This window comes from Magnetococcales bacterium, from assembly GCA_015232395.1.
Lineage (GTDB): Bacteria > Pseudomonadota > Magnetococcia > Magnetococcales > JADFZT01 > JADFZT01.
The window spans coordinates 1-16,877 of sequence record JADFZT010000031.1 but is presented as its reverse complement, the minus strand read 5'-3'; the positions used below and the strand labels follow the sequence as shown (position 1 = coordinate 16,877).

Below are 16,877 nucleotides of genomic sequence, written 5' to 3'. Positions count from 1 at the left end.
TGAATAAAAGTGTATTGGCATCCATTGATCCAGAGGACCATTGATCCAACGGCTCATGATCCAACGGCCCATTTGGGACGGTGGATGGGGTGAGCAGACAGAATCACCCCACTTTCGGGCGTTGTGCCTGGCGGAACGATCCGTTTAAATAACGCGTTATCTCTTTTTTCAGGGGCTCACGTTTATAATATGTCCATCCAACCTGTTTTGACCCTTTCCATCCGTCGCACCGACGATGAGGCCACGCCTTACCAGGTTTCCACCAGCTTCAATGGTGGTGAGCCTTCCCCGGAGCGGGCCATTGCCAAGGCTGCCTACCGTCAGGTTCACGATGTGGTGGATGGCTATCGTCTGCTGTTTAAAAAAGTCGCCCCCGAAGAGATGGTGACCAACACCCTCTTTAGCGCTGGCACGGAGCTTTTTCACCTCTGGCTGGCGCCTGAGTGGTCGAGCTTGGCCGAAAAATTTCCTGCCGGTACCCCACTCTTTTTGACCATCGCCTCCGAAGCGCCGGAAATCCTGAACCTGCCGTGGGAAATCATGCGGCCCCCGGAAGGGCAACCCCTGGGACTTGACTCTGCTTTCAGCGTGCGCCGTCAGCCCAAATCCGGTCACGGCCTGGCCCACTGCTGCCCCACCCTGGCTCCGGCCCCCTTGCGGGTGCTTTTTTTGGCCGCTTCGCCCAAAGATCAGCCCGTCGGGGATCTGGAACGGGAACAAGGGGCTCTGCTTTCGGCTTTCAGCACCCTTTCCGAGCCTATCGCTTTTGAGGGTATTCCCATGGGGAGCGTGGCCGAACTGAAATCAGCCCTGAGCCGTTTTCAGCCCCACGTGGTTCATCTGGCAGGTCCGGCCCTGATCCGCAAGGAGAGCGGTCACTTTGCTTTTGAGGATGACCAGGGGATGGCGGAAGTGCTCACGGCGGATGAGATGGCTCAGTCGCTGTTTGCCTCTTCTGGCGTACAGTGTGTCGTGGTTTCCGGACAGAATGACAACCATCCGCCCCCTGTCGCCGGAGTGGGTGCCCTCTGTCAGGGGTTGGTGGCCGCTGGTGTGCCTCTGGCCCTGGGTTGGCCATTGGCCCTCTCCCGGATTCCGGAATCGGTGCGGCTTTTTTATCGGGCCTTGGCCGGTGGAGAGAGCCTGGATCAGGCCCTTTTTGAGAGCCGTCAGGGGGGAGAGGCGACCCAGCCGCCCCCGTCAGCCCCGGAGTGGAGCTTGCCTGCGATCTATGCCGCATCGGATCAGGCGCACATTTTTAATGCTGCCGCCAACGCTCCCCGGGTCACCCCGGAGCCTGAACGCTTGGAGGTGATTCCCCTCCCCGGTATGGATGGGGGATATGTGGGGGATTTTCTGGGCCGCCGCCGTGAGATTCAGCAATTTTTACCGGGCCTGTGTTCCGGGGCGACCAAAGGGGTGATTTTGACCGGTCTGGGGGGGGTGGGCAAAAGCGCCCTGGCAGCCCATCTTTGCCATCAGCTGGAAAAGGAGGGTCTGCTGCCGGTCGCGGTCGCGGCCTCTCCCGGTAATCCCATCACCCCTTCCCGGGTTTTGGAAGCGTTTGATCCGATCCTGAAGGAATTGAAACTGGCGGACGAGCAGCGGTTTTTGCTCCACCATCCCGGGATCGGCATTGGTGACCGTTTGGGGCTGTTGGTGCGCATGATGAACGAGCGGATCGCGACCGTGTTGGTGCTGGATAATCTGGATGGCGATCTCATTCCAGGTGGGGGAGGATTCAAGGATCCCCTGATGGGTCGCTTTTTTTTCCACATGCTGACTCACCTGAAGGGCAAATCCCGGCTGATTGTCACCAGCCATTTTTCCCCCGATGATCCCGACCAACTGCCCGAGGGATTTGTTCATGCCGAGATCAACTCCCTGCCGGAGGCCTGTTTTCTCCATACTCTGCGCCGGGATCGTCGGGTAGCCTCGATTCTGGATGCCCACCGTTCCCTGGGTCTTTCGGAGTTGATCATCCGCTTTGCCGGGGTCACCCCCCGCTATCTGTCCCAAATTCGTGAAGCCCTGAAGAGCGCCCCCCTTGAGGAGATGTATCAGGGTATCAACGAGGCGATGAAACGGCTGGATGAGGAGCCGGATTCCCGGCAGCGAGGGGCCATGCGGGAGGCCTTTTGTCTGGATCGCTTTGTTTCACCCATTTATGAAACCCTCTCCTCCAAGGCCCGCAAAGCCCTCTCCTCCATGGCGCTGGTGCGTCTGCCCTTGACCCGGGAGGGAATTCGGGTGGTGAGCGGTTTGGAGGCGGGTGAGATTGATGACACCATCCAACAGTGGCAGGAGCAGGGGTTGATCCATCCCCATGGGGGCCGAGGTGAGTCTGCCTGTTATTCGGTTTATGGTTTTTTACGCCTCTGGCTGAGTGACCCTGCCCGACTTTCGGATGAGACCAAAAAAGGGGTCCATCAGCGTGCCTGGGCTTGGTTGGTGGAAAAATGGGTCCAGGATCTGCCCATGGATCGGGGTTTTTCCCGTATCTCCTGGTTGGCGGAAGCCGCACGCCAGTTTACCCTGCTGGGAGAAGGCAGCGAGGGGGTGGGCACTCTGATGGAGATGGCCACCATCGACCAGCGTTTGGGACATCTGCCCGCTGCGGTCAATTGGCTGGAGCAGGGGCTGGAAATTCTTGGTGAAACAGACCACGGGGAGGCCCGGGCGGCATTTCTCGAAAAAGTGGGCTTTCTGGAGTTTGAACAGGGCAACCTTCCCAAGGCCCGGGAGCTTTTGTGGCAAGCAGTGGTTATCTATCGGGAAAGCACCGATCAAGAAGGGCTCGCCAGGCTTTTGCCCTGGATGGCGGAGTTGGTTTTCCGTCTGGGCAACCCGGAAGGCGCGCGCCCCCTCTACCAGGAGTCTCTGGAACACCTGCGGTCCACCGGACAGCAGGAGATGGAGGGGCAGGTGTTGCACCAGATGGCCACTCTGGATCTTAACAGTGAGGAGCACGACAGGGCTCTGGACGGATTTCGGCAATCCCTGGCCATCAAGCGTGAGTTGGCCGATAAAAAGGGGGAAGCGGCCACTTTTTATCAATTGGGACGGCTGGCCAAGGCCAAGGAGCTGCAGGAGGATTCCCTCTACCTGTTAGGGGTGTGCTACCAGCTGGATCGGGAAATCGGTGATCCCGGGGCCGAAAAGGAGTTGCAGCTTTTCCAGGAAATCGCCCAGGCCCTCGGCATGGATCCCGAGACGGCTCAAGGGGTGCTGAATCAGGTTTTGGAAGCCTATCAGACGGATGGTGGGGAAGCACTGATCAACAAGGTGTTTGGCAAACCCCCGAAAAAACGCAAGGTGATTCCCATCGTGGCTTCATAGCGTGTCTGGAATTGGGCTAAGATAGCGGCCTTGGTCGGATCTGTTTGAGAGTGCCGGATGGCACTCAGCCCGATCATGCTTGAGGGGTCACTACCACTATTGGGTATAAGGAGCGTGGCATCATGAAACAGGGGAAAGTGTTGGTTGCCCAAGGGGGGGGGCCCACTGCCGTGATCAACCAATCCTTGGTCGGGGCGGTGTTGGAGGCGCGCAAATTTCAGCAGGTGGAGCATGTCTACGGGGCGCTCCACGGAGTGCGGGGGATTGTGGATGAGGCCTTTTTGGATCTCACCCAGGAGACCACCCACAACCTGGAACGGGTCGCAGCTACCCCCGGTTCGGCGTTGGGTTCCACCCGGGACAAGCCGGACGCAGCCTACTGCTCAGAAATTTTCCAGGTCTTGAAAGCCCACCAAATTCGCTATTTTTTTTATATCGGTGGCAACGACTCTTCCGACACCCTGCGTATTGTCAGCGACTTTGCCCAAAAGGAGCAATACGACCTCACCGCCATCCATATTCCCAAAACCATCGACAACGATCTGGTGGTCAACGATCACACCCCGGGCTATCCTTCTGCAGCTCGATTTGTGGCCAGTGCCTTTGCCGGGGTCAATCTGGATAACCGCGCCCTGCCCGGGGTTTATGTCGGGGTGGTGATGGGGCGTCACGCTGGATTTTTGACCGCTGCTTCGGCTCTGGGACGGAAATTTCGTGACGACGGCCCCCACCTGATCTATCTCCCGGAACGCAACTTTGACATGGATGCGTTCCTTGGGAATGTCAAAACCATCCATGATCGCCTGGGCCGCTGTGTGATCGCGGTTTCTGAAGGCATTCACGACGAAACGGGCACCCCCCTGGTGACCAAACTCAAAACCCAGGTGGAGACCGACGCCCACGGCAATGTCCAGCTTTCCGGCACCGGGGCTCTGGCCGATCTTTTGACCAACGCCATCAAGTCCAAGCTCGGCATCAAGCGGGTACGGGGGGATACCTTCGGCTATCTACAGCGCTCCTTTTTGGGAGTGGTGTCCGATGTGGACCAGATGGAAGCCCGAGAGGTGGGGGAAAAGGCCTCACAGTATGCCCTTTGGCACGGGGTGAACGGCTCTGTCACCATCCACCGCACCGGCCACTATTCAGTGGAATATCGCCTCTCCCCCCTGGAGGCGGTAGCAGGCAAGACCAAAACCATGCCCAAGGAGTTTATCTCTGCTGACGGCACCGATATCACCGATGCTTTCCAGCTCTACCTATCCCCATTACTTGGCTCTCGCATGCCCTCCACCTTGCGGCTGCGAGCCCCCCTGATCGCACCGATCCTGAATAAAAAACCCTGAACAGGAGAGTCTGACAGGGAACGGGAGAGCCTGACAGGGAACAGGAAGGACAGGTGGAAGCTGACGTCAAGAGGGAGCCAGGGAGGGCTTGAACGGTATCATGATCAAAAAAAAAGCGATTGAAGCCCTCTTTACCACCTTGCGGGAGCGGGATCCCGAACCTCAGACAGAGCTGAAACATCGCACGCCCTATCAATTGCTGGTGGCAGTGGTGCTTTCGGCCCAAGCCACCGATGTCAGCGTCAACCAAGCCACCCCGGCCCTCTTTGCCAAAGCCTCTACCCCCCCTGAGATGGTCAAGCTGGGAGTGGATGAGATTCGCAATCACATCCGCACGATTGGTCTTTTTAACAACAAGGCCAAAAATATCCTCGCCTTGAGCCAGATGTTGTTGGATCGATTTGAGGGTGAGGTACCCCAAAGCCGTGAAGAGTTGGAGTCCCTCCCCGGTGTGGGGCGCAAGAGCGCCAATGTGGTTTTGAATGTCGCTTTTGGCCAACCCACTCTGGCGGTGGATACCCATGTCTTTCGGGTGGCCCGCCGAACCGGTCTGGCTGCTGCCAAATCAAAAACCCCCGTAGCCGTGGAGCGGGATTTGCTGAAGGTGGTGCCGGATGCTTTTTTGCGGCATGCGCACCACTGGCTGATCCTTCATGGCCGTTATGTTTGCAAAGCCCGCAAGCCCGATTGCGAAGGGTGTTCGATTCATGCGTGGTGTACCTGGTCTGAAAAGCCCCCCAAAGCAGTGGGTTAGAGGCATCTAACCGACGGTTTCCCCCTCCTCCCCTCCCTGATTCAGATCGTTCCCCCATCGATTCCCTTCATCCTGCTCTTTCCGCCTGCCGATAAGAAAAATAGGGAGGAGGCGAAAAAAAGGAGGTGAATCATGATCCATCCATTGGCAAATACCACCTTTTTCGAAATTCCCAATCTCTTGAGCGATGTGGCGCGGTTTCAGGGGGTGTTACAGGATATTCTGACCGCCAACGGCGAGGAGTTGGAAGCCCGTCATGTTCGAGCCAGCCAACCGGTTCCTGCCTGGCTGCGGAAAGGGGGAAACCCTGGAAAAGAGAGTAGCGTCGATCCAGAAGAGAATCGGCAACCCCCCTCCTCACACGGTCATCCCAAAGGGGAGGAGACGGAGGCACCCTCTGGTTCAGATCCACCGGAAGGGGTGTTTTTGGATTGGCTCTTCCCCCCTCCTCTGACCGTTTTGGAGCGGGTAGTCCATGAAAATGCCGAACGGGGTGAACGACTGCGTCGGGCCACCACCCACTTTCTTCTGACGGCGTTAAGCTATGTGCAAAGTGGGGAATTGGTTGAAAAAGCCCGTAGAAGTCATCCTGGGAGCAGGGCGGAATCCTTGGATATTCAGGTGTGATATCCTATCAGCCATGTTGGCTGACAGCTGAATCATTTCTTTGGAGGTGTATATAGCAGTTCTACTTCAAAATTGGACACTCTTCCCTGACTCGTCATCCCCGCGAAGGCGGGGATCCAGGGAGCTGATGATTGGCCTCAAGGAAAAACCAAATTTTCAAGAAAGGCCGGTGTTTTGCTGAAAGTGAAGCAAGATTTGGAAAGGTTCGTGCCAGACACTCTGGATTCCCGCATTCGCGGGAATGACAGCAAAAGAGCAACGGCATATGTCCAATTCTTGATTGGAATTGCTATAACCAGCAACCGGATCAATCACGCCCTTCTTTGGGCAGGGTTACGGTCACAGTTGTGCCATCCTCTTCAGAGGTGTGCATGGTCATCTCTCCCCCCTGGGCCAGGGTCATCAACCGGGCGGAATAGGTGCCGAGGCCTGTGCCGTGTTTTTTGCCCGAAGTAGCGTATTTTTCAAAAAAACTGTCCCGGATTTCCTCAGGTACCACCCCCTGGTTGTGAATGGCGATGGCGTTGGTCTCCGGCTTGTCGGTCAATAGAGAGATGGTCAGTTTTTGGCCGATGGGTGAAGCTTCTACGGCATTCTTGACCAGGTTGGCCAAAATTGTATAACAGAGCAGCTCTTCTCCCCGGACAAATACTTTTTCCCCTTCCCTGACCAACTCTTCCCCCACCCGTACTTCTACTTGCAGCTCTTTACTGCTGGCATACCCCTTGGTCTCTCCTGTGACGTTGCGAACGATTGCCAGGAGTTCCACCTCTTGAGGATCCATACGATAGGTTCCCTGCTCCATTTTAAAGAGGCTCAGGGATTGGTTGATCATATCGAGTAGGCGAAAGCTCGCGGCAGAGATGCGTTCCAGTTGATCTTTTTGTTCTGCGTTGATGTTATCTTCTTCCAAAAGTTGATCGGTATAGCCGATGATTCCGGAAAGGGGGGAGATTAAATCGTGGCGGGTGATGCGCTCCACCTCCTTGCGCAGCCGATTGGCCTCAATCAGCTCGGTATTTTGTCGTTCCAATTCTTGGAGGGCTGAATGGAGGCGGAGGTGGGTCCGCACCCGGGCGAGTACCACCGGGGGACTGATGGGTTTGGTAATATAGTCCACGGCTCCCAGCTCAAATCCCCGGGTTTCATCCCCCACTTCGTTGCGGGCCGTCACAAAGATGACGGGAATTTCCCGGGTTTCAGGGTTTTCCTTGAGCAGGCGACACACCGCATAACCGTCCATATCGGGCATGATGATGTCGAGGAGGATGAGATCCGGTTTGTTGTTCTTGACCTGTTTCAGGGCATCGGCACCGTTGGTGGCAAAGTGGACCTTGAACCGAGAGCCCAAGACATTATTGAGAACCTGAATGTTGGCGGGCATGTCGTCCACTATCAGGATTTTCAGTCTTTCAAATTGAACGGCCTCGGTCATGATTCACTCCCATCCATCGACTTATCCCGGGAGGTGGCAAGTGCTTCCAGGATTTCTATCACCACACCACAGGCCTTAGGGAATTCCAGTCGGCCAATGTAATCTTCCATACGTGTTACTCGGGCCCCTTGGCCTAGTTCTTTCAGAGGGGCTGACAAATGGCGAAAGCTGGTTTCAGCGCTCATATCAAAATTTTCCAATAGGTTGCGTAAACTTTCCAGCTGTTCTTGAAGACTGGCAGTATCCATGATTTTGGTGTGGTCTGAGGTGCCCTTGTCATCTGCCTGACTGATCCGTTGTCTCTCCTGCTCTTCCAAAAAATTGACTGATTCGAAAAACTCCTGCAACCGCTCGGCAAAGGCCTGATGACTTTGAGAAATGTTCTTTTTGTCACCGTTTTTGATGGTTACTTCCAGCTCCCTGGCCGCTGTGAAGAGACTCACCGCTCCCATGTTACCGGCCACGCCCTTGACGGTGTGAACCATGGTTCGGGCCAGTTCCAAATTGCTTTTATCTTTGATGGCAGATTCGATCTGCTTTCCCAGATCCCCATGATCCTGCCGAAAACGGATCAAGAGATCCTTGAACAGACGGACATTGCCCCCCAGACGTTCCAAACCATCCATCTGATCGATTCCCGGCAGGTTGTCGGGTAGGCTGGAATCCTGACTCTTGCCCTTCTCCGGTGCCATCGGAGAGGCCAATACGGGGAGTTCCCGTTTTCGATGTTCCACCACCTTGAGCAGGGCTGAAAAGAGCTGCCGGGTATCGATGGGTTTGGTGACGTGGTCGTTCAACCCCATGGCCAGGCTTTTTTCCCGGTCGCTTGCCAAGGCGTGGGCGGTGATGGCAATGATGGGCAGGTCGGTAAATCGGGGATTTTGGCGAATGATTCGGGTCGCGGTATAGCCGTCCATCACCGGCATTTGAATATCCATCAAAATCGCTTCGAAATCGGATTGTTCCACCAGTTGGACTGCTTCCTGGCCATCGTTGGCGACCGTGACTTGTAGCTGGGCCGTTTCAAGAATTTCCCGGGCGACCTGCTGATTGATGGGGTTGTCCTCCACCAGGAGAATTTTTGCGCCACCTATTTTTTGTACCACCCCCAACTCTTCGACTCGGCTGGGGGGTCTCTGGAAATCTTTGGCCGACTCCATGCCGAACAGATCCATGATGGTGTCAAACAGCAGGGAGCGGCTGACCGGCTTGACCAAAAAGGCATCCACTCCCACTTCCCGGGCCTCGTTTTGAATCTCCTCATTGCCAAAGGCTGTGAGCATGATGACCCTGGGGCGAGCATGGGCATTTTTGGCCAAACTGAAATGGTTCAGCACTTCCCGGGCCATCTGGAGGCCATCCATCCCGGGCATGCGCCAATCCACCATCAAAAGGGCAAAGGGGTTCTCTCCGTTACTCCCCTGGCGCATTTTTGCCAACCCATCAGCCCCATCGGCGGCCAGTGCCGGAGAAAAAGAGAACGCTTTCAGGTTTTCGGCCAGAATCTCCCGGGCATCGGGGTTGTCGTCCACCACCAGCACCTTCATGCCGGATAGTTTTTCCGGAAGGATGGGCAGACACCGGTGGGATACAGGCTGCTTGGCAAACCATGAGGAAAAGTAGAAGGTGCTTCCTTTCCCCACGTGGCTTTCTACCTCAATGCGCCCTCCCATCATGGCGACAATGCGTTTGCAGATGGCCAACCCCAGACCGGTACCCCCAAACTTTCGGGTCATGGAACCATCGGCCTGGACAAAGGAGTCAAAAAGTTTGGGCAGCTGCCCGGGAGGAATACCCAAGCCGGTGTCCTGAACCGAAAACTGCAAACAGACCCGCTCTTCGCTCTCCTTCACCAGTGAGGTTTTGACCAAAATTTGACCGGTTTCGGTAAACTTGATGGCGTTACCCACCAGATTGACCAGCACCTGCTCAAGTCGTAAGGGGTCACCAATCAGGGCACAGGGAAGGTCAGGCGGGGTGGCAATGATCAATTCGATGTTTTTTTCAGCGGTCTGTTTTTTAAAGAGATCCGCCAAATTGTCCTGTACTTCGTCCAATATGAAAGCGACCGATTCCAGATCGAGTTTGCCCGCCTCGATTTTGGAAAAATCGAGGATATCGTTGATAATCCTGAGCAGAGAGCGTGAGGATGTGTGCACCTTGCGCAGATAGCCCATCACCTTGGGGGAGGTCTCTACCCCCATGGCCAGATCAGTCAGACCGATGATGGCGTTCATCGGAGTGCGCACTTCATGGCTCATGTTGGCTAAAAATTCGCTCTTGGCCCGACTGGCCGCTTCAGCCTCTTCCTTGGCCTGCTTGAGAGCATGCGTCCGCTGCCGTACCCGCTCTTCCAGATGACTGCGCTCCTTTTCCAGGGCGGCCAGAAGCTCTTCCATCGCCCCCTGAACCAGACGGATCTCTTCTCCGGCGCGTTTTTGCAGAGGGGGGAGTTTTTGCCCGCCCTTTTCCGGATCCCAGTCCCTCAAGGCGATGGACAAAACCCGAAGGGGCTTGAGCATCACTCCCAGCAACATCCAGATAAACAGCATGGCCAGGGCAACTCCCCCAAGCCACAGGAAAAGCTGATTGCGTGCATTTTCCAACAGATTTTCAAAAAAGGTATTGCTGTAATAGAGCTGCAAAATACCCACCGGCATCTGGGTCTCTTCGCTCACCAGCAGCACTTCGGCTGAAAAGCCGGAAAAATCAGCGCCCGGGAGCCGCTTGACCATCTTGACACCGTCGGCCAGCTCTACTTCCACCCCATCGAATAGATTTTGCCCGGTCGAGGGGTTGCGGGAGAGCATGATTTCACTGGTCAGCTCCCGGACCAAAAATTCCCGACGTTCCAGATTTTCCATCTCCAGGGCAATGGTCATCTGTTTGCCGAAAAGAGGGGCCAATAGATCCAGTTTGGCCTGCTCCTGCTGGCGGATCTGCTGGACCACGACCTCCTGCCAATACCAGTAGACCCCCCCCATCACCAGGGTGGTAAACAGGCCAAAGGCCAAAAAAATACGGGTCGCCAATCGGCGTGGAAAGAGGCTGCCGGGTTTACTCATAGCTTTTGGCAACCTTTAGAAAGAGGCGGTTGTAGCGGATTTTGGAGTTGACGAGGGTGGTGAGGTTGAGGGCAGGACGCACCCGGGTCGCCACATAGAGGCCCGTCGTCACCCCTCGGGCGACATCCCCTTCAAAGGGTGAAAAAAGCACGATCTGACGTTTAATGCCAAAATCAATCAATCGATCCAGCTTGCCTTTGGATAGCTTGTCCGCCAGAAAAATACCGGCGATATGATCCGCCTCATAGGGTTTAAAGTCGAGATCTCCGGTCACGGCCACCTCAAGAGGCAGGTTGTGGATGTTGTCTACGGAGCTTTTTAAATGTTCCGCGACCTTTTGGCCGGTTTTCCAATCTTTGTCGTAGGCGACCAGGAGCAGCAGCTTGCCGGAAGGATTTTTTTTGGTGCTGATTTGCAGGTTGCCCCCGACCATTTTGGGAAACATCCGAACCCCGATCTGTACCCGGTCTCCCAGCTCAAACCCACCGGCTGTGGCCAATCCCACCGGACCAGCCAGCAGGAGCATCAGAAGAAGGAGGCGTCGAAGGTAGACTCTCCTCATGGCCACTCCCCATCATCCATGATCAGGGAGAGCCACCACATCCGACCGGTACGGGGATAATCCCCGATATAGGTGTTGATCGGGGCGGGCTCGTAGGTGGTGGTGTCGAATATGTTTTTGACCCCAAACCGCAAAGCGAGTCCCTTAAAGGCCAGATCGTGAATGGTCGCGGTGAGATCAAGGGTGGCGTCGGAGCCCAGTTTATCCCGGTCATCGGAGGGGTCTCTATGGCGTGGGCCGATAAACTGGTATTGGGCTGCGAGGCTGATCTCTTCCTCCTCCTCTTGATGGGCTTTCCCCTGGGCCAGCCAGAAGTCGGCCTCGGGCGTTGTCGGGAGCGTCTTGCTGTCAGGCACCTCTTGAAAAGGGGGGGATGTAACGGTTTCGGGGGTGGCTTCAGGCAGAGCGCGTGTTTTCCCTGAGATGTTCGTCTGGTCGGAGAAATCCCGGTTGTTGGCAAGGGAAGCGGCCCAAAGTCCCGGCACATTCCAAAACGGCATCATTCCCGGCAGGCTCCACCAGCGGATGCCGGGCACGACAATATGGGCGGAGGCTCCCATCACCAAGCCTCCCCATCCATCATCGGCTTTGAAGAGAACCCCCTTATCAAAACAGGCTCCAGCTTAAAAATCATAGGAGATCACCGCCCACCCTTCCACGCCTGCCTGGGGAATATCTTCCGGATAGGTTCCCATTGAGGCAGGTGACAGGATATCCGCATCGAATAGATTATTCACTCCGATTCTGAAGGTGAGGCCCGGCTTTAAGAGGTTATGGAACGAAGCGGTGACGTCGATGGTGTGTTGGCTGTCGAGCTTATCCCGGGTGTCCCCTTTTTCCCGGTGGCGTGGTCCCAGAAAACGATATTGCAGGGCCAGCGACAGATCAGGATCTGGTTGATAGAGAAGTGCGGCATTGGCTATCCAGTTGGAGGCTCCGGCAGCTTCCTGCTGGTTTTTCAGATCCTCGGTATCCAGATAGGTGAGGTTCATGTCCAGCTTGAGACTCGGGGTGAGCTGCCTTTCCAGCTCAAGCTCCACCCCATCCAGCTCAAGATCGGTGGTGTTTTCGTAGCGGCTGGTGCCTTCAGTTCCCTGGGAAATTTGGGTGATGGCGATCAGATCCCGCACCCGGGAGTGAAAAAGTGTTCCTTTTAATAAAGTCGTTGGATTGCGAAAGATGTAGCCCAGTTCCCAGGTGTCGATGGTTTCGGGGTCGATCTCCCGGTTGCCTTGAATCACGATGTTGTTGGAATACATTTCCAAAAAGCTGGGGGGGCGAAAAGCCTGGCTGAATTGGGCCTTTAAAATATGGTTGTCGTTCAGACGATAGACCCCGGCAATGCGCGGGGTAAAACTCTCTCCCACATCGCTGTAGTGGTCAAAGCGTCCCCCCAGGGTGAGGCCGATGCGTTCGGTAATTTCCCACTGATCCTGAAAAGCCACGCCCCATATCTGCCGTTTGGCGCCATCTGCAAGCCAGTTGTTGGCGCCATTGGTAAATTCGCCATAGTACGCTTCGAAGGGAAAGGTGGTCAGATCGATGGGCAGGAGTGTCTGGGGATCATAGTTGGCGCTGGAGCGAACCTCTGCCAGCTTGATTTTGGCATAGTCGAGTCCCAGATAGAGGGTGTGGTCGGTCAATCCCTTCCAGGTAAAATCCACATTGCCGTAGAATTTTCTTTCTTTGCCATAGCTGTTGGCAATCATGCCATCGAGATAAACCAGCCGCCAATCGTCCGTGGCCGCCTCATAGACCATGCCGTCGGGATATAGGGAGGCATCGGTAGGTAGATCGTCCGGCAAAGGGAGTTGGTAGCCGATGGGTAACAGGTGTAAGGGGCCGACATCAAAGACATATTGCATCCACCCCATTTTAAATTGCGCGCTCAGATCCTCTGTCAATTTCTGTTCCCGATAGGCCTCAAGCTGCATATATTCCTGTTTTTCCACCAAGGTATCGCTTAAGGGGGGGAGAAAATTTTCAAAGCCGGAGGCTTCCCCTGCCTGGGATTTTGCATAGTGGGCAAGGAGGGTTATTTCCGGGTGATTAAAACGCCAAAGGGCTGCTTGGGAGACAAAGCGTTCGTTGAAGGGGCCCGGTGCATTGGAAAGTGCTTGGTTCGTTTCCGGAAAAGGTTGCTCCGTGGAGAGTGCCAACCAGTCGGCGCTCACCTCCTGGTCGTCGCTATCGCTCTTCCAACCGGAGAGAGCCAGGCTCATGGACCAATTGGTATCCGGATTATCAAGGGTATAGAGTCCCCCTCCGGCATAGGTGTCATAGGTGCCGTAGCGTCCGAAAAGGCGATTGCCCTCATCCCGGATGATAATGTTGAGCACCCCGGAAAAGGCGTGCTCGCCGTAGATTGCGGAGCCGGGGCCTCGGATCATTTCGATGCGCTCTACCAGTTGAATGGGCAGAAGAAAAATCGGGCTGGCCTGGGCAAAGAGCGTTTCGTTGATGGAAATCCCGTTTAAAAGAACCTTTACCTTCCCCGAGCCATAAGCTGCCAATCCTCGCACCGCCAAACTATCGGTCCATGAGAAGGAAGAGACCCCGGGAACCAGAAGCATGGCATCGGCGATGGTATGCATTCCCCGAGCTTCCAACTCTTCCCCATGGAGCACCGTGACCATCCCGGGGACAAAATCGGCATTGAGGTGGTTTTTTGTGGCGATTTCAGTGGATTCGGCCATCACCGCCAGAAGATCGTCAAAAGCGGCCAACTCCTCTGGTTCGAGGGCTTCTTCATCCACATTTCCAGAAGGTTCCATCCAGGAAGAAAACCTGTCGGCCACAGAGGGTTCAGATGTTGCCGCTTCGGTTGAGATTTCATCCGCCAGGAGGGGCGCTGACAGAACCATCAAGGTGAGCAAAACGCCCAGAAAAAAGAGCCAAATTCCCGTTTCCCAAGCACCCCTTTGCAACCCAGCCCTCTCCCTCGCCCAAGAACTGGATATCCGAAAAAAGGTCGTGTTGTGGGGGAAGGTCATCGTCCTATTAAAACACCATGGTGAGACCGAGCCAAAATTCCTGGCCCTCCCGGGGAAAATCTTCCGGGTAGGTCTCTGCCGGGGCTGGATGGGTGACATCGGCATCGAAAAGATTTTTCACCCCCAGGCGCAAGGTCAAACCGGGGTGCCAGAGATTGTGGATATGACCGGTGAGATCCAAGGTGCCAAAGGCCCCCAATTTATCCCGATCATCCCCCACTTCCCGGTGGCGGCGCCCCACATAATGATACTGTAGATAGAGGGCATAGTCGGTGACGGGTTGATAGACCAGACCAGCGTTGGCCAGCCAGTTGGCAGCTCCTTCCAACTCTTGACCCGTTGCGCTGTCTTCGGTGGTAGCATAAGAGAGGTTACCGTCCAATTTAAGCCCCCCGAACAGCTCCTTTTCCAGCTCCAGTTCTATGCCATCCACCTCCACATCTTCGCGGTTTTGATATTGATTCTCCACCAGGTCGATCAAATCCTTGAGCTTGGAGTGAAACAGGGTCACGCGTCCCACCAAGCCGGGTTGGCGATGGATGTAGCCCAGCTCAAAGGTGTGGATGGTTTCGGGCTGGATGTTTTCATCCCCGATCTGCTGGGAGACGGAATACATCTCCATGAAGGTGGGGGGGCGAAACGCCTCACCATACTGGGCTTTGAGGATATGGTGGTCGTTAATACGCCAGGTGAGGGCAACGCGTGGCGTCAAACTTTCACCTACGTCGTCGTAATGGTCGTATCTGAGCCCAGCGGTCAATGTCAGATGATCGGTGATCTCCAGTTGATCCTGTACCATGACGCCGATGATTTGCCGGTTAACCTCACTGGTGGACCAGTTTTCGTCCCAGCTGTAGGCCTCACCGTTGAACGAAGAGGCGGAGTCGGTAAAGTCCACGAAGGCGGACTCAAGCCCAAGGGTCCAGTGGTGACGATCAAACCCGGTATAGTCGAAGGTAAGACCGCCGTAAAATTTTTGCTCCTTGCCATAGGCGCTGACGCTCATGCCGTCGGCAAAGGGAATGGCATAGGGGGGGGTGGTGAGAATCTGGGTGTAGCCCGGGGGATAATAGGTATGGTCGTCCATATCGAAAATATATTGCTGCCACCCGAGCTTGATTTCCCCCCCCAGGGTTGGCATCAGGTCGAACCCCAACCGGGCCTCAATCATCTGCTCCTTTTCATCCATCACCAGCCCGCTATCGGCGGGGGGCAGGGCCACGGTGACGTTATAGGGAATGCCTCGACCGCTTCTGACGTGTTGGGCAAGCAGAGAAAAATCTTTGTAGTTCCATGAAAAAATGGCTGACTGCTGGGAGGCTTCCTCGTTGGTGAAACCGGGTGCCAGGGAGATGGCGGCATTATCCACCCCGGTGGGGTTGTAAGCGGCTGAGTGGAGAATATCCGGGCCGCTCAAGATGTTGTCGCCATGGGTCACATATCCGGCCAGATTGAGGCTCATGGACCAATTTTTTTCTGGGGGTGCGTAGGAATAATGCCCCCCACCGGCATAGGTATCGAAGGTGCCGTATCGGGCAAACAGACGTTTGCCTTGCTGGCGAGTGATGATATTGACCACGCCGGTATAGGCATATTCCCCATAGAGAGCCGCCCCGGGCCCTCGAATCACCTCAATGCGTTCGATCATCTCCACGGGCAGATAGTAGAGAAATGAACCTTGAGCGGTGAGGGTTTCGTTGACCGGAACGCCATTGAGGAGCAGCTTGACCTTGCCGGAGGCAAATCGCGCCACTCCCCGCACGACGATATCCTTATCGACCGAAGGGATGATGCCCGGTACCAGGGAGAGGGCTTCCCGCACGGTATGTACCCCCCTGGCTTCCAATTTTGCTCCCTTCAACACCGTGACCATACCCGGCACAAAGTCGGCATTCAGCCGGGTGCGGGTGGCGATCTCAGTGGTTTGCTCCATGATCATGAGGAGATCATTGAAATCCTCAAGGGCCTGCTGATCCGAATGGAATGTCCCCGTTGCCAAGGAGTGCTTCTTTTCTGATGAGGGATCGGTCTTTATTTCAGTCGCCCAAGCGATGGAATCAGGAGCTGATACCATTGAAAAACAGAGGCATAGAAATAGTGGGACAGGTTTGATCGACACGCTTCCCTCAGAGGCTCTACTCACTGGCCAAAGGTCAAAAGAGAACAATTATAACCGAACTCAGCACTGCTTGTTACAAAAAAAATAGTATATACCAGTATTGATTAGTTTTGTCTGCAGGATGGATGATAGAAATACTTTGATTATATTGCAAGAATAGTTGCTTGATCGTCATTTCGACCTTTGCAGGCAGCTGGTTGTGGCGGCTTTTGATGGGTATTTTTGTTGAAAAAGACTTTCATCCGAGTTTATTGTTGAATAAAATTTTCACAAAAAGTAAACAGTGAAGATTGTTTGCATAACACGACATTCATACTGATATTGGTCAAGCAGTGGTCATTGCAATCGATTTGATTTGGTTGAATATGTTGATGGCTTGCGGATCTCTTTCCCGCTCTTTTCTTTCCCGAATCGACAACAAAACAATATTCTTATGGCATCATTATTTGGCTTTATTAATAGTCTGCCTACCCGTACAGCATCTTTTGCCAAAAGAGAATAGGGTAGCTGTATAAAATGGAACAGGGGTAAGCCTGTGAGAGGGAATGGTGTCGTTGAGGGGCCATCCAGGGACTCGTCAAAGTCAGCGGAAGAAGCCTGGAAATCCATCGGTTCTAAGCTATGCCGCTGAGACATTCCG

10 protein-coding genes are annotated in these 16,877 nt (G+C 54.9%); 4 read left to right on the top strand and 6 right to left on the bottom strand.

Annotated elements, in window-relative coordinates:
- Positions 1 to 189 precede the first annotated feature (189 nt).
- The 4 genes from HQL52_10285 to HQL52_10270 all read left to right on the top strand — a co-directional run bounded on the left by HQL52_10285 (position 190) and on the right by HQL52_10270 (position 6,063).
- On the top strand, positions 190 to 3,339 hold the full coding sequence (locus HQL52_10285; GenBank protein MBF0369834.1) for a tetratricopeptide repeat protein: 3,150 nt from the start codon (positions 190 to 192) through the stop codon (positions 3,337 to 3,339).
- Between the two features lie 122 nt (positions 3,340 to 3,461).
- A complete protein-coding gene (locus HQL52_10280) occupies positions 3,462 to 4,682 on the top strand; it encodes a 6-phosphofructokinase (protein ID MBF0369833.1) in 1,221 nt (406 codons plus the stop codon).
- Positions 4,683 to 4,782: 100 nt separating this feature from the next.
- Complete coding sequence (nth, locus tag HQL52_10275) at positions 4,783 to 5,436, top strand: endonuclease III (GenBank protein ID MBF0369832.1); 654 nt, start codon at positions 4,783 to 4,785, stop codon at positions 5,434 to 5,436.
- A 132-nt stretch (positions 5,437 to 5,568) separates the two neighbouring features.
- On the top strand, positions 5,569 to 6,063 hold the full coding sequence (locus HQL52_10270) for a hypothetical protein (protein ID MBF0369831.1): 495 nt from the start codon (positions 5,569 to 5,571) through the stop codon (positions 6,061 to 6,063).
- 307 nt (positions 6,064 to 6,370) lie between these two features.
- Here HQL52_10270 and HQL52_10265 read toward each other — a convergent pair whose 3' ends face one another.
- From HQL52_10265 to HQL52_10240, 6 genes are all read right to left on the bottom strand, one after another.
- A complete protein-coding gene (locus tag HQL52_10265) occupies positions 6,371 to 7,498 on the bottom strand; it encodes a response regulator (protein MBF0369830.1) in 1,128 nt (375 codons plus the stop codon).
- Positions 7,495 to 10,563 (bottom strand): response regulator, encoded by a 3,069-nt coding sequence (locus HQL52_10260; GenBank protein MBF0369829.1) that lies wholly within the window; start codon positions 10,561 to 10,563, stop codon positions 7,495 to 7,497. The genes HQL52_10265 and HQL52_10260 overlap by 4 nt, the downstream gene beginning before the upstream one ends.
- Positions 10,556 to 11,125 carry a hypothetical protein gene (locus HQL52_10255; protein ID MBF0369828.1) on the bottom strand — a complete coding sequence of 190 codons (570 nt, stop codon included), beginning with the start codon at positions 11,123 to 11,125 and terminating at the stop codon, positions 10,556 to 10,558. The genes HQL52_10260 and HQL52_10255 overlap by 8 nt, the downstream gene beginning before the upstream one ends.
- Positions 11,122 to 11,685 carry a TonB-dependent receptor gene (locus HQL52_10250; GenBank protein MBF0369827.1) on the bottom strand — a complete coding sequence of 188 codons (564 nt, stop codon included), beginning with the start codon at positions 11,683 to 11,685 and terminating at the stop codon, positions 11,122 to 11,124. Before HQL52_10250 ends, HQL52_10255 begins: the two co-directional genes overlap by 4 nt.
- Positions 11,686 to 11,748: 63 nt before the next feature.
- Positions 11,749 to 13,899 (bottom strand): TonB-dependent receptor, encoded by a 2,151-nt coding sequence (locus tag HQL52_10245; protein ID MBF0369826.1) that lies wholly within the window; start codon positions 13,897 to 13,899, stop codon positions 11,749 to 11,751.
- A gap of 226 nt (positions 13,900 to 14,125) precedes the next feature.
- A complete protein-coding gene (locus HQL52_10240) occupies positions 14,126 to 16,057 on the bottom strand; it encodes a TonB-dependent receptor (GenBank protein MBF0369825.1) in 1,932 nt (643 codons plus the stop codon).
- Positions 16,058 to 16,877 lie beyond the last annotated feature (820 nt).

Coding starts and splice junctions, on each gene's coding strand:
- HQL52_10285 (MBF0369834.1), top strand. CDS start 190: ATGTCCATCCAACCTGTTTTGACCCTTTCCATCCGTCGCACCGACGAT.
- HQL52_10240 (MBF0369825.1), bottom strand. CDS start 16,057: ATGATCATGGAGCAAACCACTGAGATCGCCACCCGCACCCGGCTGAAT.
- HQL52_10260 (MBF0369829.1), bottom strand. CDS start 10,563: ATGAGTAAACCCGGCAGCCTCTTTCCACGCCGATTGGCGACCCGTATT.
- HQL52_10265 (MBF0369830.1), bottom strand. CDS start 7,498: ATGACCGAGGCCGTTCAATTTGAAAGACTGAAAATCCTGATAGTGGAC.
- HQL52_10245 (MBF0369826.1), bottom strand. CDS start 13,899: ATGGAACCTTCTGGAAATGTGGATGAAGAAGCCCTCGAACCAGAGGAG.
- HQL52_10270 (MBF0369831.1), top strand. CDS start 5,569: ATGATCCATCCATTGGCAAATACCACCTTTTTCGAAATTCCCAATCTC.
- HQL52_10255 (MBF0369828.1), bottom strand. CDS start 11,125: ATGAGGAGAGTCTACCTTCGACGCCTCCTTCTTCTGATGCTCCTGCTG.
- HQL52_10280 (MBF0369833.1), top strand. CDS start 3,462: ATGAAACAGGGGAAAGTGTTGGTTGCCCAAGGGGGGGGGCCCACTGCC.
- HQL52_10250 (MBF0369827.1), bottom strand. CDS start 11,685: ATGGGAGCCTCCGCCCATATTGTCGTGCCCGGCATCCGCTGGTGGAGC.
- nth (MBF0369832.1), top strand. CDS start 4,783: ATGATCAAAAAAAAAGCGATTGAAGCCCTCTTTACCACCTTGCGGGAG.